Below are 22,988 nucleotides of genomic sequence, written 5' to 3' on the forward strand. Positions count from 1 at the left end.
ATGCTGAAACGCTTCGGCCAGCCCGGCGCGCTGGCGCTTCCCGGCGGCATCCTGATCCTGATCGCGCTGATGATCATGCCGATCCCCTCGTTCCTGCTCGACGGGTTCTTCGTGCTCAATTTCGCGCTTTCGGTCGCGATCCTGATGGCGGCGATGAATGCGCTGAAGCCGCTCGACTTCTCCTCGTTCCCATCGGTGCTGCTGTTCGCCACGCTGCTGCGCCTTGCACTCAATGTCGCCTCCACGCGCATCGTGCTGGTCAAGGGCCACGAGGGCGGCGCGGCGGCAGGCCATGTGATCGAGAGCTTCGGCGAATTCCTCATCGGCGGCAATTTCGCGGTCGGCCTGTTCGTGTTCATGATCCTGATGATCATCAACCTGATGGTCGTCACCAAAGGCGCTGGCCGCGTTTCGGAAGTGTCCGCGCGCTTCACCCTCGATGCCCTGCCCGGCAAGCAGATGGCCATCGACGCGGACCTCGCGGCGGGTCTGCTCACGGCGGACGAAGCCAAGGCGCGGCGGCGGGAAGTGGCGACCGAGGCCGATTTCTATGGCTCGATGGATGGTGCCAGCAAGTTCGTGAAAGGCGATGCCGTCGCCGCGCTGCTGATCCTGGGCGTCAATATCATCGCCGGGTTCTGTCTCGGGATGCTCAGCCACGGGCTGACCGCGCAGGAATCGGCGCAGCGCTATATCACGCTGGCGGTGGGCGATGCGCTGGTGGCGCAAGTGCCCTCGCTGCTGCTCTCCATCGCCGCCGCCGTGATCGTGACCCGCGTTTCGGACACGCGCGACCTGGCGGGCCAGATCGGCGGCCAGTTTGCCAGCCCAAGCACCTGGCTGCCGGTTGCGGTGATCATGGGCGCCATCGGGATGATCCCGGCGATGCCGCAGATGGTGTTCCTGCCCGCCGCCGGGATGGCCGGACATATCTGGTGGAGCCTGAAGAAGCGCGAGGCGCGTCTCGCCGTGCCGCCGCCGGTAGTGGTGGAGCAGGTGGACCCGGCAAGAATCACTCTGGAGGAGGTTTCCGACCACACGCTGGTGACGATCGAGCTGGGCTACGGCCTTGTCCATCTGGTCGACGAGAAGCGCGGGGCGCCGCTCGTCGCGCGCATTACGGGCGTCCGCAAGCAGCTCTCGCAGAGCTTCGGCTTCGTGGTGCCGCAATTCCGCGTGCGCGACAGCCTCGATCTGATGCCCGATGCTTATCGCATCGTGCTGGGCGGCGTGGCGCTGGGCGGCGCGAGCATCAAGGCCGAGAAAGTCCTCGCCATCGACGCGGGCGAGGCCAATCCCGATCACAACTTGCGCGGCGAGCCGACCACTGATCCCAGCTTCGGCTGCCCCGCGCTGTGGATCGAGCCCAGCCAGCGCGACCATGCGATTGCCGAGGGGTTCCTCACGGTGGATGCCTCCACGGTTGTCGCCACGCATCTCAACCAGCTTTTGGGCGAACGCCCGCAGGCGCTGCTCGGGCCGGATGAAGTGCGCGCGATCCTCGAAGGTGTGCGCGAGCGTTCGCCGGGGCTGGTGGAGACGGTGCATCCCGCGCCGATCTCGCTCGGCGCGATGACGCGGCTGCTGCATGCGCTGCTGGAAGACGGGGTGAGCATCGCGCATCCGCTGCCGATCCTTTCCGCGCTGGCCGAAGCGGTGCTGCAGACGACCGATCACGAGCGGCTGGTGGACCTTGTCCGGGCCGATCTGGGCGGGCTGTTGGTGGCGCGCATTTGCGGGCCGGGCGAACGGCTGGCGGTGCTGACGCTCGATGGCGCGCTGGAGCAGATGATCGTCGGCGGGATGCACGATCCCGTGACGGGCCAGCCGGTGATCGAGCCCGATCTGGCGCGCTCCATCGGTGAACGCATTGCCGCGATCATTGCCGAGCGGGGACCTGCCGCGCCGCCCGTCGCGCTCATTGTCCAGCCCCGTGCGCGCCGCGCCCTTGCCGCGCTGCTGCGCGCCCGCGCGCCGCAATGCGCGGTGCTTTCGATTTCCGAACTGCCGCCCAGCCAGCCGATCGAAGTGATCGAAGTGGTCGGCGGTGCTGAGCCCGATCCATCCGCAATGCCTCCACAGGACCTTGCCGCATGAACCATGACCACCGCAGCTTTGCCGCCGCGCGCGCCTATCAGGGCGGGACGGCGGACCGCATCCGCCGCTTCCTGCCGATGGTGCGGCGCCTTGCCTGGCACGTCCATGGCTCGGGCCGGGCGGGAATCGAAGTCGAAGACCTCGTGCAGGCCGGGCTCGTCGCGCTGACCGAATGCGCGCAGAAGCACAACGGGCCGACCGAGGACGGCTTTGCCGCCTATGCCAAGCTGCGCGTGCGCGGCGCGATGGTCGATCTGGTGCGCCGCTCCACGCCCTTGTCGCGCAGCGCCAGCGACCGGCGGCGCCTGCTGGCAGGCTCCGCGCAGGCCCTTACCACCACGCTGGGCCGCCCGCCGAGCGAGGAGGAACTGGCCGAGGCGATGGGCATGACCACCGCCGCGCTCGGCGAACTGCGCGCCGCAAGCGAGCCGATGCGCTTCGAGCCCATCGACGATACCTATTCGGACAGCGACATGGCCTTCGCCGACGACCGGCCGGACAGCTTCGAGATCATTGCGGACGAGCAATCGCGCGCTTCGGTTGTCGCGGCGATTTCAGGACTTCCGGAGCGGCTGCAGCGGGTGATCCAGCTCTATTTCGTGGAGGAACTGAACCTGGCGGAAATCGCCGAGGTGCTCTCGGTCAGCGTGCCGCGCGTGCACCAGTTGAAGGCACAGGCGCTGGACAAGCTGCGGGCGGCGCTGGGGGATGAGTTTGATGTGCTTTAGCCGAACGTAGCTGCCGCCTTCTCATGCAAGTGCTGGTGGGATACATTGCCCAACATGCCAATCGCTCAAGTTTGCCAACAGCTAATCGAGTCGCCGGACATGATTTCCGCAGTTGTTGGCGGTGTGATAGGTGCGCTCGCTGGCGGCATCCCAGCTTGGGCGTTAGCAAAGCGTCAGTCGAATGAAACTCTCCGGCGCGACCGCGAGCAACGCAATCAACAACAACGGGCTCTTGCATTCTCAGTTGTTGTAAAGCTCCTCCATATCACAAACAGCACGATCAGCTTAAGCAATCATGTCAAATCGTGTTTATCTCTTCGCGACGAACCAGCCCATGCCAAAATGGAGCCGTGGCAGGTTTTGATACCAATGATTGGTCATGCCGACGGCGAAGGAGATATTCGGTTTACAGCCGAGGAGATGGCTGTCTTCGCGGCAATGAGCGAGTACGATTTTATGCAGGATATGATGTTGTTGACTCTTCGGCATTCGTCATCTTTATCTGCGTTCAAAGAGTACTGCGCTATGCGGAACGAGTTTCGCTCAATAGGGCCCAAACCGCAAGACTTTGAGGGCCAAATTGGCGGTGTGAAACTCACGCAAGAGGAGTTGAATGCCTACAAACCCTACACTATTCCTATGAATAATGTGGTTATGGGACTTGCCGTTGGTTTAGAGGAAGATGTGAGGTTAGCTCGTTCTGTTTCTGAGAGATTTGGTCCCCTAACTGCGAAATACTTCAAAGTGGAAAAATTCGCAGATATGAAATTTCCGTCTGATGAGCAACTTGCTTCGATGAGGCTTCGCCCCAACACCAATTAAGGTCGAGGCGTCTGTGGTGGCATTAGCCTCGGAACGGCACGCACGCAGCCTCGCCGGGTTTGAGTGTTTCATGCGCAGCGCCATTCCCCTCTCCCCTGAATGGGAAAGGGCCTTTAGCATTTGTGGCACTTGCACCCATCCCTCCTCCGGCTTAATCGCGCGGTTAAAGGAGAGATGCCATGAAGATCGAACAGGGTATGGCTGCCGTCGTGACCGGCGCGGCTTCGGGTCTGGGGCGGGCGACCGCCATCGCGCTGGCGGCGGCGGGCGCGAAGGTTGCCATTTTCGATGTGAACGCTGAGGCGGGCGAGGAAGTCGCCAAAGCGATTGGCGGGCTGTTTTGCCATGTCGATATCACCAGCGAGGAATCGGTGGTCGAAGGCTTTGCCAAGGCGCGCGGGGCGCATGGGCAGGAGCGGATCACCGTCCACTGCGCAGTGGTGCACCGCAAGGGCAAGACCGTGGGCCGCAACAAGGAAACCGGCGAGTTCACTCGGCTTTCGACCGAGGACTATGCCTTTGCCGCGAACGGCGTGCTGATCGCGAGCTACCGCGTGGCGAGCCTTTCGGCGCTGGGCATGGCCCATGCCGAGCCGCTCGAAGGGGACGGCGAGCGCGGCACGATCATCCTGACGGGTTCGGTCGCGGCGCAGGATGCGCAGATCGGGCAGGTGGCTTATGGTTCGCTGAAGGCGGGCGTGGTCGGCCTCGTGCTGCCGATGGCGCGCGATCTGATGGACCTTGGCATCCGCGTCAACGCGATCCTGCCGGGCATCTTCGATACGCCGCTGCTGGGCCGCGTGCCGGAGAAGGTGCGTGCGGGCCTCAATGCCTCGGTGCCGTTCCCCAAGCGTTTGGGTCTGCCGGAAGAGTTTGCCAGCCTGGCGATGGAGCTGGTGCGCAATTCCTACTTCAACGCGCAGGCGATCCGGCTGGATGGCGGGATCAGGATGGCGCCGCGCTGATGCGCTGACTTCCCGTTCACTCACCTCGTCGGCCCGTGCTTGACACGGGCCTTGGCTTCTTTTTGCGGCGTCTCGCTGGGAGAAAAGCCTAACCCCGTGTCAAGCACGGGGTGACGGGTAGGGTTAGGTTAGGGCCTCAGCCGACCTTGATCGCGAGGAACGAGGCCGCGACGCCCAGCATCACCACGGCAAAGCCCCGCCGCACCCACTTGGTGCGTGCGGGGTCTACCAGCCAGGCCTGCGCGTGGCTTCCGGCTAGCACGATGGCGAGGTGGATCGCGGTGGCGATGCCGGTGCTGACAAGCGCGAGGGTCAACGCTTCGGTGAGGCCAAGCGTGCGGCCGCCGAGGAACTCCGGCGCGACGACCACGAAGAACAGGTAGGCCTTCGGGTTCAGCAGATTGAGCAGCGCGCCGGTGGCGAAGGCGCGGCGCGTGGCGGTGGGGGGCGGGGCCTTCTCCGCGCCGCGCCATGCCTCGATCGCGAGCCAGACCATCATCGCTGCGCCTGCGATGCGCAGGCCGTGGAGCAGCGCGGGCATGGCCTTGAGCAGCGTCGCAAGGCCGAGCGCGGCGAGTACGCCGTTGGCAAGGAGGCCCAGCGCGACGCCAGCGACGGCGGAGAGGCCGCTGCGTTTGCCTTCCGTCGCGGCAAGGCCCGCCAGCCAGGCCATGTTGGGGCCCGGCGTCAGCTCGATGAGCAGGACCGCGAGCGCGAAGCCGGTAAGATCGAGTGTTCCTGCCACCTAGACAGCGGTGCCCACCAATCGGCCGATGCCCGCCGTGATCGCCATGGCGAGCGCGCCCCAGACGACGACGCGCAGCACCGGTTTGCCCATTGCCGCGCCGCCCGCGCGCGCGCCGAATGCGCCGAGCAGGGCGAGGAACAGGATCGAACCGCCCGCCGTGCCAGCCACCATCACGCCCATCGGCAGGATCGCGGCGAGCAACAGCGGCAGGAATGCGCCGCCGGTGAACATCAGCGCCGAGGCGAGCGCGGCGGTGACCGGCTGCGCGGCGGTTGTTTCATTGAGGTGAAGTTCGTCGCGCGCATGGGCGGCCAGCGCGTCCTTCGCCATCATCTGGCGGGCGACTTCCTTGGCGGTGGCGGCATCAACCCCGCGTTCTTCGTAGATTGCCGCGAGTTCGGCCTGTTCGTGGACCGGATCGGCGGCAAGTTCGGCGCGTTCGCGCGCCAGGTCGGCGGCCTCGGTATCGGACTGGCTGGAGACCGAGACATATTCGCCTGCCGCCATCGACATTGCGCCCGCAACGAGGCCGGCTGCACCCGCGACGAGCAGGGCCTGCCGCTCTGCGCCCGAGGCGGCAACGCCGAGGATGAGGCTGGCGGTGGAGACGATCCCGTCGTTCGCGCCGAGGACCGCGGCGCGCAGCCAGCCGATCCGGCTGACAAGGTGGCGTTCATCGTGGGGTCGCATGCGCTTTCTCCTTAACCCGTCCATGGCCCTCATGGACCTGCTGGGACAGGAGAAAAACGATTCAGATCAAGAATCGCGGCTCGCGGCTACGGCGGGACCAGTCGGCGCAGCGGCCTGATTCTCGATGATCGGCTGGCCAACGCCGAGGCGCTTGCCATCGGTGATGATCACCTTGTCACCCAGGGTGGCAACGCCAAACAGCCGCTTGGCGAAGCCATCGGGCACGCCGATGCAGCCGTTGGTGGCATAGCCGCGTTCGACCTTGCTGCCGTGGATCGAGACGCCGTCATTGGTGAGGCGCAGCATCCAGGGCATCGGCGCATCGTAGATGCTGGAGACGTGGTCGGCGTCCTTCTCGCTGATCGGGAACACGCCGGTGGGGGTGGGCTTGTTGCCATAGCCCTTAAGGATGGCGGCGGCGCCGATTTCGTGCCCATCGCGGAAGACCGAGATCGTGCGCGCCTCAAGATCGACGGTGACGACGACAGGTCCGGTGGCGGCGGCGCGTTCGTCCCAGAAATACTGGCCGAACTTGATGGGTTCATCGATCTTGAGGATCGACTTGACGACAAAGGCACTATTTGCGGGAGCCGGTGCGGGGGCGAGCGTGGCGGGCTTGGCCAGCGGTGCGGTTGCCGGGGCGGCGGCGACATGGGCTTCGGCCTGCGATCCGCCGAACAGCACTTGCGCCACGTCCTTGCCGACATGGAATGCGAGCAGCGAGGCGAGCGACATCGCGATGAAGCCGAGCGGCGCGCTGACCCAGCGGGAGCGCAGCAGATCGATCAGGCTCTTGGCGGACGACGACGCAGGCATCTGGGACAACGCTCCTTTCGCGTCCCCAAATAGCGTAAACGAAGGGGTTGGCGAGCGCCATTCCAGCTGCGTCCCGCCTAGGGACGGCGCGGGCTGCCGCCCTTAAGGAGTGTGGTTAACCCGCCGTTACTGCGCGCACTTCAATCGCCAGCTGGCGCAGATCGGCCTGGCCGAAGCTGGTGAGGAAACTGGTGTCCGCCGCATCACGGCCCACCGCGATCCGCGCGAATGAGGCGGCGTCGGCCATGCCGGTCGCATCCACCATATGCCAGCCCCCCGCGCCTTCCGCATTCGCCAGCCACACTTCCGCCACCGCGTGGAAATCCTGAGGCTTGACCCAGGCCCCGTATCCGCTGGCAAAGCGCGCCGGGATTGCGGCGGCACGGGCGAAGCAGATCAGCGTATGCGCATAATCCCGGCACACCCCGCGCCGCTCGACAAAGCTGTCGATCGCGGTGGTCGAGGCATTGCTCACACCGGGCACATAGCGAAAGTGCGCCGCGATCCAGTCGCGCATCGCCGCCACTTTCGCGCCGCCTTCGAACGCGGCAAATTCCTCGTCAACGAATGGGGAGAAGCGGTTGGCCGGGCAATAGCGCGAGTCCATCAGATAGGGCACGGTTTCGCCCGGCAGGCGGTGCGGTGGCAGCGCGGCGAGCGTTTCCAGCGGCACCGGGCGGCCCAGCACCTCAACCTGAGCCGCGTAGGTCACCGTGCAATCGCCTTCCTGATGCAGCCAGATCCGTTCGCCAATCCCGTCCTGCGCGGGCACACGCGAAAAATGGCCCGCAGGTGTGCTATCGAGCGTGCTCGCGAGGAGCCGCTGGTCGGCCGTCGCGGCGGCTTCGATCTGGAGAAGGCTGTCAGTCGGCTCTGCGCAGTGCCAGGTCATAAGGGTCGTGATGGAAAGGTGCATGGGGTGCCCGGGGCGAGGCCGTGATGGCCGCAGCGCATTGGTGGTTAGGACGGGTTTCAGCATGATGAAAGGTTCGCGTGGGTAATGGGTTCCGCATGACGCAGATTTATGCCTGGCTGGAGCGGGGTGCCCCTTGGCTGGGGCAGCTTTCGCCGCTGTTTGCCGCGACCTGTGCGGCGCTTGCGCTGGTGGCCGTGGGCGGTGCGCTGGCCTCGCGCGGGGGGAGGATCGGCGGCGCAGTGCGCTTTGCGGGCAACCTGCTGATGCTGGCGGTCTTCGCCCTTGCGGTCATGCGCTTTGTGCGGATGGACCCCAGCTTCGATGCGGCGCTCCACAGCATCGGCGGGCCGGCTCAGACTGTCTCTGGCGGGGAGACGCGCATTCCGCTCGCCGCCGATGGGCACTACTGGATCAAGGCGAAGCTCAACGGGGTGCCGCTGCGGCTGATGGTCGATACCGGCGCTACGGTGACGGCGCTTTCGGGCGATGTGGCGGCGGCAGCGGGGGTCGAGCCCGATATGATGCGCCCGCAAGCGTCGGTGGAAACCGCGAACGGCAGCGTCACCGCGTCCCCCGCACGGATCGATGAACTGCGTTTCGGATCAGTGGTGGCGCGCGATCTCGATGCCATCGTCATGCCGGCGGAGGGCGGGCCAAACGTGCTGGGGATGAACTTCCTCACGCGCCTCAAGGGCTGGCGGGTGGAAGACGGCTTGCTGATCCTTACGCCGCATCGGCCGCAGGTGGAATCGGCGAGCGAGGAACCCCCAGCCAGGTAAGCCTGCGCCACAGCGCCTCGAGTGGGCCTTGCCCGAAGCGGGCGAGCCACCAGCGCGGCCATGCGAGCATCAGCGCCCAGCCTGCCAGCACCACAAGCGGCAGTGCGCCGCGAGGCAACACGCCGCCAAGGCCGAAGCCCCAGCCGGCAAACAGCGCGCTCATCACGAAGGTGGTGCCGAGGTAGTTGGTAAAGGCGCAGCGGCCTGCAGCGGCGAGGCGCGTGCCGGCAGCGCTCTGACTGAGGTGGGGCCATAGCAGCAGCAGCGCAGCGAGATAGCCCAGCGTCATCGCAAGGTGCGGGATCGCGGCGAGCGAACCCATGATGGCGAACATCGCACCGGGCGGGAACCCGTGTAGCGCGGCCCAGCCGATCAGCGCGGCGCTCATCGTGCCGCCGCCGCCGATGCCGATCACCGCCATCCGGCGCAGCGATGCTGGCGCCCATTCGCCAGTGAACAGCCCCATGCGCAGCAGCGCCATGCCGAGCAGCATGAGCGGGAAGGTCTCGAAGAAGGTCGCGCCAAGGTTTGCGAGCGGGAGGAACGGTGCGGTGGTGAGGCGGAGCCGCACCGCTTCGAGGAAGGGGGCGTGGAGCACGCGGGCATCGGCGGCGATCGAGGCGGCGATGCGGCCCATCATCGCGGTCTGTTCGGCGGCTTCGGCAGGGGAGCCGTGGCCGGCAAGCACGCGGCCTTCGGTGGCGATTGCGGCGAGATCGCCGACCATTTCAAGCCCATGGCTCGCAAGGAAGAGCAGGAGCGCACTGGCTGCCAGCGGTTCGGGCGCGAGGCGGCGCAAGGCAAAGGCGAGCATGCCGCAAACCGCATAGGGCAGGAGAATGTCCCCCCACCACAGCAGCGCATAGTGCGCATAGCCGAACAGCATCAGCAGGATCAGGCGGCGCACCTGCATGAGATCGGGATTGGCACCGCGCCGCTCCGCCGCATCGGCGAACAGCATCATGCTTGCCCCGAACAGCAGCGTGAAAAGGCCGCGCATCTTGCCTTCGAACAGGACGTAGGCAGCGATGAACCACAATGCGCCGCCACTTTCGAGGTGGGGCATCGCGGGGCTGAAGGTGGCAAGCAGCGGGCCCCAGAACCCGGTCACGTTGATCGCGAGGATGCCGAGCACGGCAACCCCGCGCACGAAATCAAGCGCGCCGATCCTTTCGGGCATGTGACGTCAGGGCGCCACCGCGAGGCAGGCGAAACCCCCGGCCTTGAGCGCGGCGCAGGCGCGCACCGCGCCGTCCTGTGAATAGCCGGTGGCCAGCAGGCGTGTCGCCGAGCCGGGCAGATCCTGCCGGGCATGGCCGGCGATCTCTGGCCGCCCCCGCACGCGCGCCCACAGCGCATCGGCATTGGCCTTCACGCCGAACGCGCCGAGTTGGATGCGATAAGCCCCGTTGCCGGAGGCAGATGCCGGAGCAGCCGGAGCCGGTTTGGGCGGCGCGGGCTTTGGCGCAGCCGGTTTCACCGGCACCGGCTTTGGCTTTGGCGTGGCGGCGGGCTCCATCGGCGGCGGCAGATAGGCCACCGCGGGTTCGGAGTGGGAAGAGGGCGGAAGATCGACCTTCTCGATGGCGCCCGGCGGGGCCTTTGGCGCAGGGGCCGTCCGCACCGGGGCGCCTTGCCCGCCAAGGTCTGCCGCGGCGAGTTCGCGCCCGCGCGCATCGGCGGCCTTCTGTTCCAGCTCGCTGGCGAGGCTGACGCCCATCTGGCGCTGCGCCAGCGGGATCGTCTGGTTCATCGTGGCAAGGCTGCCGGTCGCCTGCGCGAGACCGGCTGCGGCCGCCCGCGTCATCAGGGCATAGGCGCGCACCCAGTCCTTGGGCGCATAGTCGCCATTGTAGGCGGCGATGCCGAGCACATACATCGCGCGCGGTTCGCCTCGATCTGCGGCGGACTCCAGCCAGGGCATCGCGGCCTCGTGACGGTTCGTCTGGAACAGCAGGATGCCGTAGTTGTCTGCCGCCGCGATGTGGCCGAGGCGGGCGGCCTTGCCAAAATAGGCCTCAGCCCTGACGAGATCCTTGTTTACCCCGCGCCCGAGCTTGTAGGCCTGACCGAGGTTGAACAGTGCATCGGCATCGCCCTTGGCGGCAGGGGCCTGCCAGGCTTTTACCGCCGCTTCGTAATTTCCGGCTGACCACGCATCCACTCCGGCCCGCACCGCGGCCGCGCTGGCCGCATCGGGCGGCGTCGGCGCCGATTGCGGCAGGCCTTGCGCGGCGGGCGCAGCCGAAGCGGGCTGCATCATGCCCGAAAAGCCGAGTGCCGCCGCCACAAGGAGAGCAAATCCGCGCATGTCCGGTCGATTCTCCCTAGGAACTCGTTGCCTGAAAAGCTGGGTTAACGATGCCGTGCTGCATTGCAGTGCGCAAGAACAACTGCGCACGCTCATCACGCCCTACTGCATCTAAGGTAATTAGCGTAGATGGTTAATACAGAAAAGACAGCATCTTGGCGCCGGATCAGGGGGTGCCTTGCGCAAAATCACGTGCATCGGATGCCGCGATGTTAACCAAAATTTGAGGGTCTTCTGCGATCCCCGGGCAAGAGACCGTTCCGTTTGTTCGTCTTGCCCATAGGGGGGTACAGTGCGCGTATTGGCTTTGGCATCGCAGAAGGGAGGGTCCGGCAAGACGACCTTGTCCGGTCACCTTGCCGTGCAGGCGCAGCGCGCGGGCGCCGGCCCCGTCGTCCTGATCGACATCGATCCGCAGGGTTCGCTGTCCGACTGGTGGAATGAGCGCGAGGCCGAATACCCCGCTTTCGCGCAGACCACCGTGGCGCGCCTGGCCAGCGATCTGGCCATTCTGCGCCAGCAGGGCTTCAAGCTGGCAGTAATCGATACCCCGCCCGCGATCACCATGGCGATCCAGTCGGTGATCTCGGTCGCCGAACTCATCGTCGTGCCGACGCGGCCAAGCCCGCATGACCTGCGCGCTGTGGGTGCCACCGTCGATCTGTGCGAGCGTGCGGGCAAGCCGTTGATCTTTGTGGTCAATGCCGCGACGCCAAAGGCGCGCATTACATCCGAAGCCGCTGTCGCGCTTTCGCAGCACGGCACCGTTGCGCCGATCACCCTGCATCACCGCACCGATTTCGCCGCCTCGATGATCGATGGCCGCACCGTGATGGAAGTCGATCCGCGCAGCAAATCGGCCGCCGAAGTCGAGGCGCTGTGGACCTACGTTTCCGAGCGGCTCGAGAAGAATTTCCGCCGCACGGTGTTCGCGGTGCCGCAGCCCGGTCATGCCGCGCACTCCATGTCAGGCGCACCGCGCGGCGCAGGTGGCTTCGGCCGCCGCGTGATCGGCTCCTGAGCGAAGGACGCCGAAGCATGAGCGAACCCAAGCCTTTCGCCTCGCTGAGCCCGAGCCTGCTTGCCCGCAAGGGCGCGGCCCGTCCGGCGATGCGTCCACAACTCCTCCCCCTGACAGCGGAAGACCGCCAGTGGATGGGCTTCGGCCCCGCCAGCGATGCCGATGATCTGGGCTGGAACGATCATGGCGAGGACCTCGCCCCGGCTGCGCCGGCTGGCGAAGTTGTCGCGATTGCCGCTGATGCGGTTCCCGAGCCTTCGCAGCCCGAAGTGCTGCGGCAGATCGAAACGCTGGCCGACATGCTGAAGGTGCCGGCTCCGGCGGCCTCCGCACACCGCAGAGAACGCGGCACTGCGCTCAAGGAAGGGCGCAAGGCGGCCTTTACGCTGCGGCTCGATGCGGCGCGCCACTTGCGCCTGCGCCTTGCCTGCACGCTGGATAACCGCAGCGCCCAGCAAATCGTGGTCGAGGCTCTCGACCGCTTCCTCGAAGCGAAGCCCGGTCTCGACGACCTTGCTCGCCGTGCCCTTCGTTCCTGACGCAAGCATTTCAACCGGGACTTCACGCCATGACCACCGCACACGACAGCAAGACTGACCGGAAATCCGCCTACAGGATGGCCCGGATCTGCGTGACCACCGCGTTGGCGGCCGGTCTTCTCTCCGGTTGCGCCGCAGGCGGACCGAACCACGCCAAGTTCGCCTCCAATGCGCAGACCGCGCTTGGCAAGGGCAGCACGGAAAAGGCGATCGGGCTGGCCGAACAGGCCGTGCTCGCCAGCCCGCGCAATGCGGCCTACCGCACGCTGCTGGGCTCTGCCTATCTGCGCGCGGGCCGCTTCGAGGCAGCGCGTCAGGCGTTCGACGAGGCGATGCAGCTTGGCGAGGATGGCGGCAAGGCTGCGCTGAGCCTCGCGCTGGCCGATATCGCGCTCGGGCGCGGCACCGAGGCGGTCGATACGCTCAACACCTATCGCGACAGCATTCCGGCATCGGACTACGGCCTTGCCATGGCCATGGCCGGGCAGACCCAGACCGGCATCGCCGCGCTGACCGACGCGCTGCGCGGCGGCGAGAACACCCCCAAGGTGCGCCAGAACCTTGCCTATGCCTATGCGCTTGATGGCAGCTGGAGCGAAGCCAAGCTGATGGCGCAGCAGGATGTCCCGGCGGACAAGCTGGCTGAGCGCCTGCAGACCTGGGCCTTCATGGCGCGCCCCGAAGACACCCGCCGCCGCGTGGCGAGCCTGCTCGGCGCGCCGGTCAATGCGGATGGCGGCCAGCCGACTGCACTCGCACTGGCAAACTTCCCCGAGGCGCAGAAGCTGGCCGAGGAAGCGGTGGCCATGTCGGCAACCCAGCAGGCGGCAAGCGGTGATGCGGCGGAACTCGCCAAGGCAGCCGCGACGGAAATGCCTGCGCCCCAGGCCGATGCCGCGGCACCCCAGCCGACGCTGGCCGATGCCTCAAGCGCGCCGACGCAGGCGAAGATCGCTGCCATCGACCTGCCGCCTTCGGCCGCTGCTGCTGCTGCCCCGGCGCCCCAGCAAGTGGTTTCGCATCCGGTGGTCCAGCCGGTGCATGCTGCTCGCAGCGCGCAGGCTTCGGCCAGCGCAAAGGGCAGCCATGTCGTCCAGCTCGGTTCGTTCGCCTCCTCCGATGGCGCCCAGCGCGCCTGGCGTCACTTCACTGCGCGCAACCGCAGCCTGGCCGGCTATCACAGCCAGGTCACGCAGGTTGCCGTCAACGGCCGCCAATTCTGGCGGGTGCAGGCGGTGGGCTTCACCGGCTTCGCTTCGGCGCGGCAGATGTGCCAGTCGGTCAAGGCCAAGGGCGGCGTCTGCCTCGTGATGGCCGACCCGGCAATGGTTTCGCCGCAGGGCCGCCCGACGCCGACGCGCATGGCGCAGCGCTGAACGTCACGCATTTGCGTTGTTGCCGGCCCGCTCCCCATCCGGGGGCGGGCCGGTTTCGTTTCAGGCCCTGTTCCGTTTCAGGCGATGCGGCTGCCACCCTTGAACAGGGCGGTGACACGGCCCTCGACCGGACGGCGATCGAACGGGGTGTTGCCTGCGGTGGCCGCCATCTTGCTGCGATCAACGATCCACGGCCGTTCGGGCTCTACCAGCGCCAGATCAGCCTCAAGGCCGACCTCCAGCCGCCCGGCTGGAACGCCGAGCAGCGCGGCGGGATTGCCCGCGAGGAGCGCGAAGGCGCGTGCCAGATCGATCCTGCCATCGCGCACCAGCGTGAGCGTCAGCGGCAGCAGCGTTTCCGCGCCCGCCATGCCCGGTTCCGCATCGGCGAAAGGCAGGCGCTTGTCTTCCGCCCCGCGCGGATCGTGGCCCGAGGCGATGACGTCGATCGTGCCATCGGCCACCGCAGCGATCACCGCCTGCCGGTCCGCATCGCTGCGCAAGGGCGGTGAAAGGCGGCAGAAGGTGCGGAAATGCGCCAGTTCCAGATCGGAGAGCATGAAGTGCGCGGGGGTGACGCCAGCCGTCACGCGCACCCCGCGCGCTTTGGCAGCGCGGACAAGGTGGAGCGCGGCGGCGGTCGTGACCTGCCTGAGGTGCAGGCGGCAGCCGGTGAGTTCGGCGAGCGCGATATCGCGTGCGACCGCCAGCGACTCGGCTTCGGCAGGGGCGGAGGGCAGGCCGAGCCGGGTCGCCATCTCGCCGGCCGTGGCGACGGCGTGGCCGGTGATCCCGGCATCCTCGGCATGGGTGACGAGCACGAGGCCGAGCATCGCGCAGTAGCTCATGAGGCGGTGCATTACGCCCGAATCGGCGATCCAGCGCCGCCCGGTGGCGACCGCTCTGGCCCCGGCATCGCGCATCAGCGCGATTTCGGCGAGTTCAACGCCTTCAAGCCCGCGCGTCGCGGCGGCGAGGGGGTGGACCCACATATCGGGCTTGCCCGATTGCGCCGCGAAGCGGACGCGCGCCGGGTGATCGAGCGGCGGTCCCTGATCGGGCATCAGCGCGGCGCGGGTGATCCCGCCGAAATGGAAGGCGGGTTTATCGATGGCGAAAACGCCCAGATCGACGAGGCCGGGGGTGATTAGTGCGCCCCGGGCATCGAGCACGTCGTCACCCGGTTCGGGGCTGATGTTGCCGAGTGCGACGATGCGGCCATCCGCGACGCGAAGCGCGCCCGCCTGCGGTTCGCCGGTGGGGACGACCAGCCTGCCGCCGGTGATGGTGAGCGGACCGGGGGTCATGCCGCGGCTCCTTCCGCCGAAGCCCAGCCGGGCACGCCCCGCGCGCGGCGGGTGAGCACATCGAGGCAGGCCATGCGGATCGCAACGCCGCTTTCCACTTGCCGGGTGACAAGGCTGCGCGTCGGATGGTCGGCTACCTGACTGTCGATCTCGATCCCCCGGTTCATCGGACCCGGATGCATGACGAAGACATGAGGCGGCAGTTTCCCGAAGCGTTCGAGCGTGAGGCCGTAGAGGTGGCGGTACTCGCGCGGGGAGGGGATGAACTGGCCGGACATGCGCTCTTGCTGGAGGCGCAGCATCATCACGACGTCCGCCCCTTCCAGCGCCGCGTCGAAATCATGGCTCGGCGTCACCCCCATCGCGGCGATTTCGGCAGGCATCAGCGCGGGCGGGGCGCAAACGGTGACATCGGCACCGAGCGCCGTCAGCGAGAGGATGTTCGAACGCGCGACGCGGCTGTGGAGGATATCGCCGCAGATCGTGACCTTGAGGCCGTTGAGATCGCTGCCGGGCGCGAGGGCCAGCGCATGACGAATGGTCAGTGCATCGAGCAGCGCCTGCGTCGGGTGTTCATGGCTGCCGTCGCCCGCATTGAGCACCGGGCAATCGACCTTGTCGGCAATGAGCTGCACCGCGCCGGAACTGGCGTGGCGGATCACGATGGCGTCGGCGCGCATGGCGTTGAGGGTCATCGCGGTGTCGATCAGCGTCTCGCCCTTTTTCACGCTGCTGGTGGCGGCATGCATGTTGACGACGTCGGCGCCGAGGCGCTTGCCCGCGATCTCGAACGACAACAGCGTGCGGGTGGAGTTCTCGAAGAAGGCGTTGATGATGGTGAGGCCCGAAAGCACTTCGGCGCGCTTGTGGCGCTGGCGGTTGAGCGCGAGCCACTGCTCGGCCTCGTCCAGCAGGTAGAGAATCTCGTGCCGCGCGAGGTGCGCAATGCCGGTGAGATCACGGTGCGGGAAGGCGAGGCCGCCTGCGGGATACCGGCCATACGCGCTTGGGCTGGCCACTTGGTTCGATTCCATCATCGAAACCATGCCACTAGTGCGCCTCTTGGGGTCGCTCAAGTGTTTCGGCTGGCATCCGTCCCTCGTGAGACCTAGATATCCCCCATGAAATTTGCCCGCTCGGTCTGGAAGATCCTCGTCGCCATCAAGGACGGCCTCGTGCTGCTCCTGCTCCTGCTCTTCTTTGGCGCGCTCTATGCGCTGCTCACGCTGCGGCCGACGCCCGGCGCGGTGCAATCCGGCGCGCTCTACCTCGCGCTGGAAGGCCCGGTGGTGGAGGAACGTGCGCGGTTAAAACCGATGCAGCTGCTTTCGGGCGGTGGGCGCTCCAAGGCGGTGCAGGAGCGCGATGTGGTGCGCGCGATCGAGGCGGCAGCGGGTGACGAGCGGATCAAGGCCGTCGTGCTCGATCTCGAAAGCTTTGGCGGCGGCAGCCAAGTCGCGATGACGCACATCGGCGCAGCGATGGACAAGGTGCGCGCGGCGAAGAAGCCGGTGCTGGTCCGCGCCGGGCTCTATACCGACGATAGCGTGCAGATCGCGGCGCATGCGAGCGAGGCCTGGGTCGATCCGCTGGGTGGCGCGCTGGTGGCGGGGCCGGGCGGCACCAATCTCTATTTCAAGGCGCTGCTCGACCGCCTCAAGATCAAGGCGCACGTCTTCAAGGTCGGCACCTACAAGAGCGCGGTGGAGCCCTTCACCCGCGAAAACGCCTCGCCCGAGGCGAAGGAAGCACTCGGCGCGGTCTATTCCGCGCTGTGGGAGGCCTGGCAGGCCGATGTGAAGAAAGCGCGGCCCAAGGCCAATATCCAGCTGGTGACAAGCGATCCGGTGAAGTGGATCTCGGCATCGGGCGGCGATGCGGCCAAGGCGGCGGTGGCCGCCGGTCTGGTTGACCGGATCGGTGACAAGGTCACCTTCGGGAAGCGGGTTGCCGAGATCGTCGGCGCCGATCCAGCTGCCGGTGAAGGCGCGTTCAAGGGCACCGCCCTCGCCACCTATCTCGCCGACCAGACGCCTTCGACCGACGGCAAGGCCATCGCCGTGGTGACGATTGCGGGCGATATCGTTGATGGCGACGCAGGGCCGGGCAGCGCAGGCGGCGACCGGATCGCCGAGCTTGTCGACAAGGCAGCAGCAAGCGGAGACTACGCGGCGCTCGTCGTCCGGGTCGATTCGCCCGGCGGATCGGTGACTGCGGCTGAGCGCATCCGCACCGCGATCGCGCGGATGAAGGCGAAGAAGATCCCTGTCGCGGTTTCGATGGCAGGCCTTGCAGCGAGCGGTGGTTACTGGGTTTCGACACCGGCGGACCGCGTGTTTGCCGAGCCGGCGACGATCACCGGCTCGATCGGCATCTTCGCGATCATCCCGAGCTTCGAGGAAGCGCTGGGCAAGGCGGGAATCGGCACCGATGGCGTGCGGACCACGGCGCTTTCGGGCCAGCCCGATGTGTTCGGCGGCTTTTCACCTACGGCCGAGGCGGTGATCCAGCAGCAGATCGATTCGGGCTATGCGCGCTTCGTCGGGCTCGTTGCCGAGGCGCGGCACAAGACCCCGGCGGAGATCGACAAAATCGCGCAGGGGCGCGTGTGGGACGGCGGCACCGCGCGGCAGCTTGGCCTTGTCGACGAGTTCGGCGGGATCGATGCGGCGCTGGCCTGGGCGGCCAAGGCGGCGGGGGCCACGAGCTGGCATCCCGTCTACCTCGGCACGGCAGCCGATCCGTTCGGTGCGCTGCTCGATCAACTGGCCGATAGCGAGAGCGAGGCGGACAGCGCGCATGTGCTTGGCACACAAGGCGGCGCCAGCGATTTTGCGGCACTCGCAGCCCAGCGGCAGGGCGCGCTCGCGCAGCAGCTACTGGGCGATCTGTCACGGCTGCTGGGCGAGGCCGGGGCGCAGGTATACTGCCTTGAATGTGCCGGGATGGCGCCGCCTGCGGAGCCGGTGGCCACCCCTCCGGCTAACACCTGGCTGGCGCTGCTCGGGCGGATTGCGGGATAGGGACAACCGCTTCCCGGTAACACCTTTTGGCAAGGCTTGCCCTTTGCCCAGCGCTGCGATAGGGGCGGCGCTCGCATTTCGCCGGACGCGGGCGTGGCGGAACTGGTAGACGCGCTGGATTTAGGTTCCAGTATCGCAAGATGTGGGGGTTCGAGTCCCTTCGCCCGCACCAGACCCGCCCGGCCCGACCGGGAGCTTGGCCGTACCATTCCCATGGTGCGGCCAGAATTGTTGATGAAGCCCGCATGGGCACCACGACGTCGTACGAGAAAGTTGGATCACAGATGCAGATCGTCGAAACCAGCAACGAGGGCCTCAAGCGCGCCTATGCCCTGACCATCGCCGCGAATGATATCGCCGCGCTTGTCGAGGGTGAGGTCAAGAAGATCACGCCGCAGGTCCGCATGCCCGGCTTCCGCCCCGGCAAGGTTCCCGCCAACCTCGTGCGCAAGATGCATGGCCCGGCGCTGCACCAGCAGGCGCTGGAAACCTCGATCCGCGAGGCGATGGACAAGCTCGTCGCCGAAAAGGGCCTGCGCCCCGCGACCCAGCCCGACGTCTCGCTGGCCGAGGGCTATGAGGAAGGCAAGGATGCCGAGCTCACCGTCGCGCTCGAAGTGCTGCCCGAGATCACCGCGCCCGCCATCGACGGCATCAAGCTGGAACGCCTGATCGTCGAAGTGAGCGATGCCGAAGTGGATGAGGCCGTTGGCCGCATCGCGCAGGGGCAGAAGCGCTACAACGACGCGCCCGAGGGCACTGTGGCCGCCGATGGCGATCAGCTGATCATCGACTTTGCAGGGTCGGTCGACGGCGTTGCCTTTGATGGCGGCACTGCCACTGATCAGCCGCTCGAGCTTGGCTCGGGCCGCTTCATCCCCGGCTTCGAAGAGCAGTTGGTCGGCGTGAAGGCGGGCGATGAGCGCACCATCACGGTAACTTTCCCGGCTGATTATCCGGCCGAGAACCTTGCCGGCAAGGACGCCCAGTTCGCGTGCACCGTGAAGGCGGTCAAGCAGGCCGCTGAATTCACCGCGGATGACGATTTCGCCAAGTCGCTCGGCCTCGAGAGCATCGAGCAGCTGCGCGGCCTGATCAAGGGCCAGATCGAGCAGGAAAACGGTGGGCTGACGCGCACTGCGATGAAGCGCTCGCTGCTTGATCAGCTGGCCGCCGGCCACGATTTCGCCGTGCCGCCCTCGATGGTCGAGGCGGAATTCGCGCAGATCTGGCAGCAGCTGACCAGCGAAGCCGCCAAGGAAGAAGATCCCGCTGCCGCGCTCGCCGAGATCGAAGGCGAGAAGGACGACTACCGCAAGATCGCCGAGCGCCGCGTGCGTCTGGGCCTGCTGCTTTCGGAAATCGGCCAGGCCAACGGCGTGCAGGTGAACGCGAACGAAATGGAAATGCTGATCCGCCAGGCCGCGCAGCAGTACCGCGAGCAGGACCGCCAGCGCTTCATCGAATACATCCGTTCGGATGCGCTTGCCGCCGCCCAGCTGCGCGCGCCGCTCTATGAGGACAAGGTCGTCGACTTCCTGTTCGACAAGGCCGAAGTGACCGAGCGCAGCGTGACCCGCGAGGAGCTGCAGGCGGTGATCGAAGCTGACGAGACCGGCAAGCCGGCTGAAGCTGCGCCTGCCAAGGCGGCTCCGAAGAAGGCAGCCAAGAAGGCGAAGGAAGAGGCTCCGGCCGAGGAAGCGGCGCCTGCCGAAGCCGAAGCCAAGCCTGCCAAGAAGGCTCCGGCGAAGAAGAAGGCCGCTGAGGAAGCACCTGCTGCTGAAGCCGCTCCGGCCGAGGATGCGCCTGCTCCGAAGAAGAAGGCCGCGCCCAAGAAGAAGGCCGCTGACGCCTGATCTTCGCCGCAAGGCATTGAAAACACAGAAGGGCGCTCCGCTGGCGGGGCGCCCTTCTTGCATGTGGGCGGCATCCGTATTCGCCCGCAATTGACCCCGCGAATCGGGGCGTGAGAGATTCAGGCAGGCTCGGCTCCTGGGAGGGACACCCGATGCATACCGTTCGCAATCGCCTCGCTTCACGGCCTCCGGTCGCCACGCCCAACGCGGCTGGCAACAGGGCGCCGAACCACGCCGCCATGCGGCACGAATTGGCCTATACCCCGCGCGGCTCGATGGCCGTGCCGCTGGTCATCCCGGACGAAAGTGGCCTGATCGAGGAGCGTCCGCAGAAGCGGCGCAATGCCAAGGGCAAGAAGGCGCGCAAGGCTGCCGCCCGGCTCGCGGCGGCGCGGGCTGCGCAGGCGCTGGAACCGGCTCCCTGTGAAGTCAGCGAGTCGCCACCGCGCGCCAAGCTGGCGGCGAAGAAGGGAAAGGCCCGGTCCAGGCCGCACGCCAAGACTGCGGAGCACACGGCTGCGAAGCCCGAGCAGCTCCCGCCGATCCCCGCGGTGAGCCCGGTGGTGGGGACCTATAGTCCGCCGACCAAGCGGATCGCCGCGCCGCCGAGCCCGGCGCTTGCCCTTCCTGTCCGCGATGAGCCGCTGGTCGAGGCGCCTGTGCTGCCGTCCGAGCCCGACGCGGTGCCTGCGCCGGAGCCGGAACCGGCCACCGCGTTTGCCGAGGTTCCGCTGCCACCCGCGCGGGCGTTGGTCCCGGCGCGGCGGCAGGGGCTGGTCGATGTGATCGCTTTCCTGCTGCGCGATTCCGGGCGGCGGCTGGCGCGCTGGTCGGCGCGGCGGCACAAGACCCGCGAGGAGCAAGCCGCCTTGCGCCGGGCCGAAGCACAGCAGATCAATCTGCAGCGCGAGTTGGAAGCGCTCGATGTGCTGCGGCGGAACCGGGGCTGACTTACTCGCCCCAGCGCTTCAGCGAGGGCACCGGCTCTGCCACGGTCCGCGCGCGTTCATAGGCCGCCCCGGCTTCGAGCACGCGCTTGTCGTCCCACTTGGTGCCCATGAACGAGAGGCCCATCGGCAGGCCTTCGACCGCGCCCATCGGCACGGTGAGGTGCGGATAACCGGCAATCGCGGCCATGCTGCCCATGCCGACATCGATGCTGTGATCGCCCGTCACGAGGTCGATCGCCCAGGCCGGCGGCGCGGTGGGCGCGATCAGGAACGAGACCCGGCTCTCCGCCAGCAGCCTGTCGATCCCGTCCACGCCGGCGAGCCGCAGCGAGTTCTCGCGCGCCTTCTTGTAAACTGCGGTGTCGGTCATGGCCTCGGCTTCCTCGAAGCTGTCCTGCCCGAACCACTTCAGTTCCTCGGGGTGGGCCTTGTTGAAAGCGATGGCGTCCGCCAGCGTGCGGGCAGGCGGCGTATTCTTGAACGAGGAAGGGGGGACCGACTGGAGATAGGCGGCAAGATCGGTGCGCAGTTCGTAGAGCAGCACGGTATATTCATCGCGGCCCATTTCCTGCGGCGGGCTGTAGTCGATATCGACCAGCACCGCGCCTGCGGCCTTCAAGTCGGCAAGCGCCTTTTCGAACAGCGCGATCACCTTGGGGTTGCTGCCCACCGCCTTTCGCAGCACGCCTAGGCGCACGCCCTTGAGGCTCGCTGCGGCAAGCCCGGCGGCAAAATCGGTCTTGTGCGCGTCCGCCTCGGCGGTCGCGGCATCGGCAGGGTCGCTGCCCGCCATCGCGGTGAGCATCAGCGCGGCATCGCGCACGCTCGTCGTCATCGGGCCGACAGTGTCCTGGCTGTGGCTGATCGGCACGACATGGGTGCGGCTGATCATGCCGACGGTGGGCTTGAAGCCGACAATGCCGTTGAGGGAGGCGGGGCAGGTGATCGAGCCATCGGTCTCGCTGCCGATGGCGCCCCAGGCGAGGCCCGCCGCTATCGCGGCGCCGCTGCCCGAGGAGGAGCCGCAGGGCGAACGGTCCAGCGCATGGGGATTGCGGGTCTGCCCGCCGACCGCGCTCCATCCGCTGGAGGACTGGCCGGTGCGCATGTTGGCCCATTCGGAGAGGTTGGTCTTGCCGAGCACGACGACGCCGGCCGCGCGCAGGCCCAGCATGAAGGGCGCATCGCGCCCTGCAAAGTTGTCCTTGAGGAGCAGGCTGCCGGCCGTCGTCGGCATCCGATCGGCGGTCTCGACGTTGTCCTTGACGAGGATGACCTTGCCCGCGAGCGGCCCGGTCAGCGCCTTGGCGGCAGCTTCGGCCTTGGCGGCATCGGGATTGAGCGCGATCACCGCATTGATCTTCGGCCCTGCCTTGTCGAGCGCCTTGATCCGCGAAAGATAGGTGGCGACGCTGTCCTGCGCGTGGGTGGCGCCGCTGCCGAGCGCTGTCGCGGCGAGCAGAACGGCGGAAACGGTCTTGGCGGCACGGCGGAACATGGATCACCCCCTGATGACTTTGCGCCGAAGCTGCGGCCAAGCCGGGGCCCATGCAAGCGCATCGTGGGGCAATCGGGGCCGATTTTGCCGATATTGCACCACTTTTCACGTGGGACAGCGCGGATGCGCGGTTAACGCCCTTGAACATCCCGCCGTGGCACGCGACATAGGCCTTGCACATCCAAGAGGACTCTATGCTCGATCTTTATGGCGGCCACGGCGCATCGGTTTACGGAAACCAGGGAAAATTCAGCCACGATCCCATCACCGGGGCACTGGTGCCGGTCGTGGTCGAGCAGACCAGCCGCGGCGAACGCAGCTTCGACATCTTCTCGCGCCTGCTGCGCGAACGCATCGTGTTCGTGACGGGCGAGATCGAGGACAACATGGCTTCGCTGATTGTGGCGCAGCTGCTGTTCCTCGAGAGCGAGAACCCGTCGAAGGACATCGCCATGTACATCAACTCGCCCGGCGGCGTGGTGACGGCGGGTCTCGCTATCTACGATACCATGCAGTACATTCGCCCGCGCGTTTCGACCGTGTGCA

The 22,988-nt window shown here is 67.0% G+C and carries 21 protein-coding genes and 1 tRNA gene; 13 read left to right on the forward strand and 9 right to left on the reverse strand.

Features of this window, described 5'->3' with window-relative positions; translation table 11 throughout:
* The 4 genes from Q0071_RS07395 (at window position 1) to Q0071_RS07410 (ending at window position 4,612) form a co-directional block, all read left to right on the forward strand.
* Window positions 1-2,097, forward strand: coding sequence for a flagellar biosynthesis protein FlhA (locus Q0071_RS07395; RefSeq protein WP_298166886.1), 2,097 nt, complete (start codon window positions 1-3; stop codon window positions 2,095-2,097).
* Window positions 2,094-2,825, forward strand: coding sequence for a sigma-70 family RNA polymerase sigma factor (locus Q0071_RS07400; RefSeq protein WP_298166888.1), 732 nt, complete (start codon window positions 2,094-2,096; stop codon window positions 2,823-2,825). Before Q0071_RS07395 ends, Q0071_RS07400 begins: the two co-directional genes overlap by 4 nt.
* 99 nt (window positions 2,826-2,924) lie before the next feature.
* Entirely contained in the window at window positions 2,925-3,647 is a 723-nt protein-coding gene (locus Q0071_RS07405) for a hypothetical protein (RefSeq protein ID WP_298166890.1), read from the forward strand.
* A gap of 179 nt (window positions 3,648-3,826) precedes the next feature.
* On the forward strand, window positions 3,827-4,612 hold the full coding sequence (locus Q0071_RS07410; protein WP_298166892.1) for an SDR family oxidoreductase: 786 nt from the start codon (window positions 3,827-3,829) through the stop codon (window positions 4,610-4,612).
* A gap of 136 nt (window positions 4,613-4,748) precedes the next feature.
* On the opposite strand, the gene Q0071_RS07415 is transcribed toward Q0071_RS07410, so the two are convergent.
* The 4 genes from Q0071_RS07415 to Q0071_RS07430 all read right to left on the reverse strand — a co-directional run bounded on the left by Q0071_RS07415 (window position 4,749) and on the right by Q0071_RS07430 (window position 7,782).
* Window positions 4,749-5,357 (reverse strand): LysE family translocator, encoded by a 609-nt coding sequence (locus tag Q0071_RS07415; protein WP_298166895.1) that lies wholly within the window; start codon window positions 5,355-5,357, stop codon window positions 4,749-4,751.
* The gene (locus tag Q0071_RS07420) at window positions 5,358-6,050 is read right to left on the reverse strand and encodes a VIT family protein (protein WP_298166897.1); all 693 of its coding nucleotides are present in this window, start codon (window positions 6,048-6,050) and stop codon (window positions 5,358-5,360) included. It lies immediately after the preceding gene.
* Window positions 6,051-6,116: 66 nt separating this feature from the next.
* On the reverse strand, window positions 6,117-6,866 hold the full coding sequence (locus Q0071_RS07425; RefSeq protein WP_298166901.1) for a L,D-transpeptidase family protein: 750 nt from the start codon (window positions 6,864-6,866) through the stop codon (window positions 6,117-6,119).
* A 115-nt stretch (window positions 6,867-6,981) separates the two neighbouring features.
* A complete protein-coding gene (locus tag Q0071_RS07430; RefSeq protein ID WP_298166903.1) occupies window positions 6,982-7,782 on the reverse strand; it encodes a transglutaminase family protein in 801 nt (266 codons plus the stop codon).
* 95 nt (window positions 7,783-7,877) lie between these two features.
* Here Q0071_RS07430 and Q0071_RS07435 point away from each other — a divergent pair, with 95 nt between their 5' ends.
* The gene (locus Q0071_RS07435) at window positions 7,878-8,561 is read left to right on the forward strand and encodes a TIGR02281 family clan AA aspartic protease (RefSeq protein ID WP_298166905.1); all 684 of its coding nucleotides are present in this window, start codon (window positions 7,878-7,880) and stop codon (window positions 8,559-8,561) included.
* Here the strand turns inward: Q0071_RS07435 and Q0071_RS07440 are convergent.
* Entirely contained in the window at window positions 8,506-9,741 is a 1,236-nt protein-coding gene (locus Q0071_RS07440) for a DUF418 domain-containing protein (protein WP_298166907.1), read from the reverse strand. The two genes, Q0071_RS07435 and Q0071_RS07440, sit on opposite strands and share 56 nt — an antisense overlap.
* Before the next feature lie 6 nt (window positions 9,742-9,747).
* Window positions 9,748-10,872 carry an SPOR domain-containing protein gene (locus tag Q0071_RS07445; protein WP_298166909.1) on the reverse strand — a complete coding sequence of 375 codons (1,125 nt, stop codon included), beginning with the start codon at window positions 10,870-10,872 and terminating at the stop codon, window positions 9,748-9,750.
* 292 nt (window positions 10,873-11,164) lie between these two features.
* Here Q0071_RS07445 and Q0071_RS07450 point away from each other — a divergent pair, with 292 nt between their 5' ends.
* From Q0071_RS07450 to Q0071_RS07460, 3 genes are read left to right on the forward strand one after another with little or no spacing between them, the layout of a single operon-like run.
* Window positions 11,165-11,893 carry a ParA family protein gene (locus tag Q0071_RS07450; protein ID WP_298166911.1) on the forward strand — a complete coding sequence of 243 codons (729 nt, stop codon included), beginning with the start codon at window positions 11,165-11,167 and terminating at the stop codon, window positions 11,891-11,893.
* A gap of 17 nt (window positions 11,894-11,910) precedes the next feature.
* Complete coding sequence (locus Q0071_RS07455; RefSeq protein ID WP_298166913.1) at window positions 11,911-12,432, forward strand: hypothetical protein; 522 nt, start codon at window positions 11,911-11,913, stop codon at window positions 12,430-12,432.
* A gap of 29 nt (window positions 12,433-12,461) precedes the next feature.
* Window positions 12,462-13,808: an SPOR domain-containing protein gene (locus tag Q0071_RS07460; RefSeq protein ID WP_298166915.1), complete on the forward strand. Its 1,347-nt coding sequence runs from the start codon at window positions 12,462-12,464 to the stop codon at window positions 13,806-13,808.
* A 77-nt stretch (window positions 13,809-13,885) separates the two neighbouring features.
* Here the strand turns inward: Q0071_RS07460 and Q0071_RS07465 are convergent, their stop codons facing one another.
* Both Q0071_RS07465 and Q0071_RS07470 read right to left on the reverse strand, forming a co-directional pair.
* The gene (locus tag Q0071_RS07465) at window positions 13,886-15,115 is read right to left on the reverse strand and encodes a dihydroorotase (RefSeq protein ID WP_298166917.1); all 1,230 of its coding nucleotides are present in this window, start codon (window positions 15,113-15,115) and stop codon (window positions 13,886-13,888) included.
* The gene (locus Q0071_RS07470; RefSeq protein ID WP_298166938.1) at window positions 15,112-16,149 is read right to left on the reverse strand and encodes an aspartate carbamoyltransferase catalytic subunit; all 1,038 of its coding nucleotides are present in this window, start codon (window positions 16,147-16,149) and stop codon (window positions 15,112-15,114) included. Before Q0071_RS07470 ends, Q0071_RS07465 begins: the two co-directional genes overlap by 4 nt.
* Window positions 16,150-16,236: 87 nt before the next feature.
* Between Q0071_RS07470 and sppA the strand changes: the two genes are divergently transcribed.
* The 4 genes from sppA (at window position 16,237) to Q0071_RS07490 (ending at window position 20,944) form a co-directional block, all read left to right on the forward strand.
* The gene (gene sppA, locus Q0071_RS07475; RefSeq protein ID WP_298166919.1) at window positions 16,237-18,138 is read left to right on the forward strand and encodes a signal peptide peptidase SppA; all 1,902 of its coding nucleotides are present in this window, start codon (window positions 16,237-16,239) and stop codon (window positions 18,136-18,138) included.
* An 87-nt stretch (window positions 18,139-18,225) separates the two neighbouring features.
* Window positions 18,226-18,310: transfer RNA gene (locus Q0071_RS07480), tRNA-Leu, on the forward strand.
* A 112-nt stretch (window positions 18,311-18,422) separates the two neighbouring features.
* The gene (tig, locus tag Q0071_RS07485) at window positions 18,423-19,994 is read left to right on the forward strand and encodes a trigger factor (protein ID WP_298166939.1); all 1,572 of its coding nucleotides are present in this window, start codon (window positions 18,423-18,425) and stop codon (window positions 19,992-19,994) included.
* 152 nt (window positions 19,995-20,146) lie between these two features.
* Window positions 20,147-20,944 carry a hypothetical protein gene (locus Q0071_RS07490; protein WP_298166921.1) on the forward strand — a complete coding sequence of 266 codons (798 nt, stop codon included), beginning with the start codon at window positions 20,147-20,149 and terminating at the stop codon, window positions 20,942-20,944.
* A gap of 1 nt (window position 20,945) precedes the next feature.
* Here Q0071_RS07490 and Q0071_RS07495 read toward each other — a convergent pair whose 3' ends face one another.
* Complete coding sequence (locus tag Q0071_RS07495) at window positions 20,946-22,442, reverse strand: amidase (protein WP_298166923.1); 1,497 nt, start codon at window positions 22,440-22,442, stop codon at window positions 20,946-20,948.
* Between the two features lie 194 nt (window positions 22,443-22,636).
* Between Q0071_RS07495 and Q0071_RS07500 the strand changes: the two genes are divergently transcribed.
* On the forward strand, window positions 22,637-22,988 hold a 352-nt coding region (locus tag Q0071_RS07500; RefSeq protein ID WP_298166925.1), incomplete at its 3' end, for an ATP-dependent Clp protease proteolytic subunit.

The sequence above is a fragment of the Novosphingobium sp. genome (genome assembly GCF_027486195.1).
In the GTDB taxonomy this organism is placed as follows: domain Bacteria; phylum Pseudomonadota; class Alphaproteobacteria; order Sphingomonadales; family Sphingomonadaceae; genus Novosphingobium.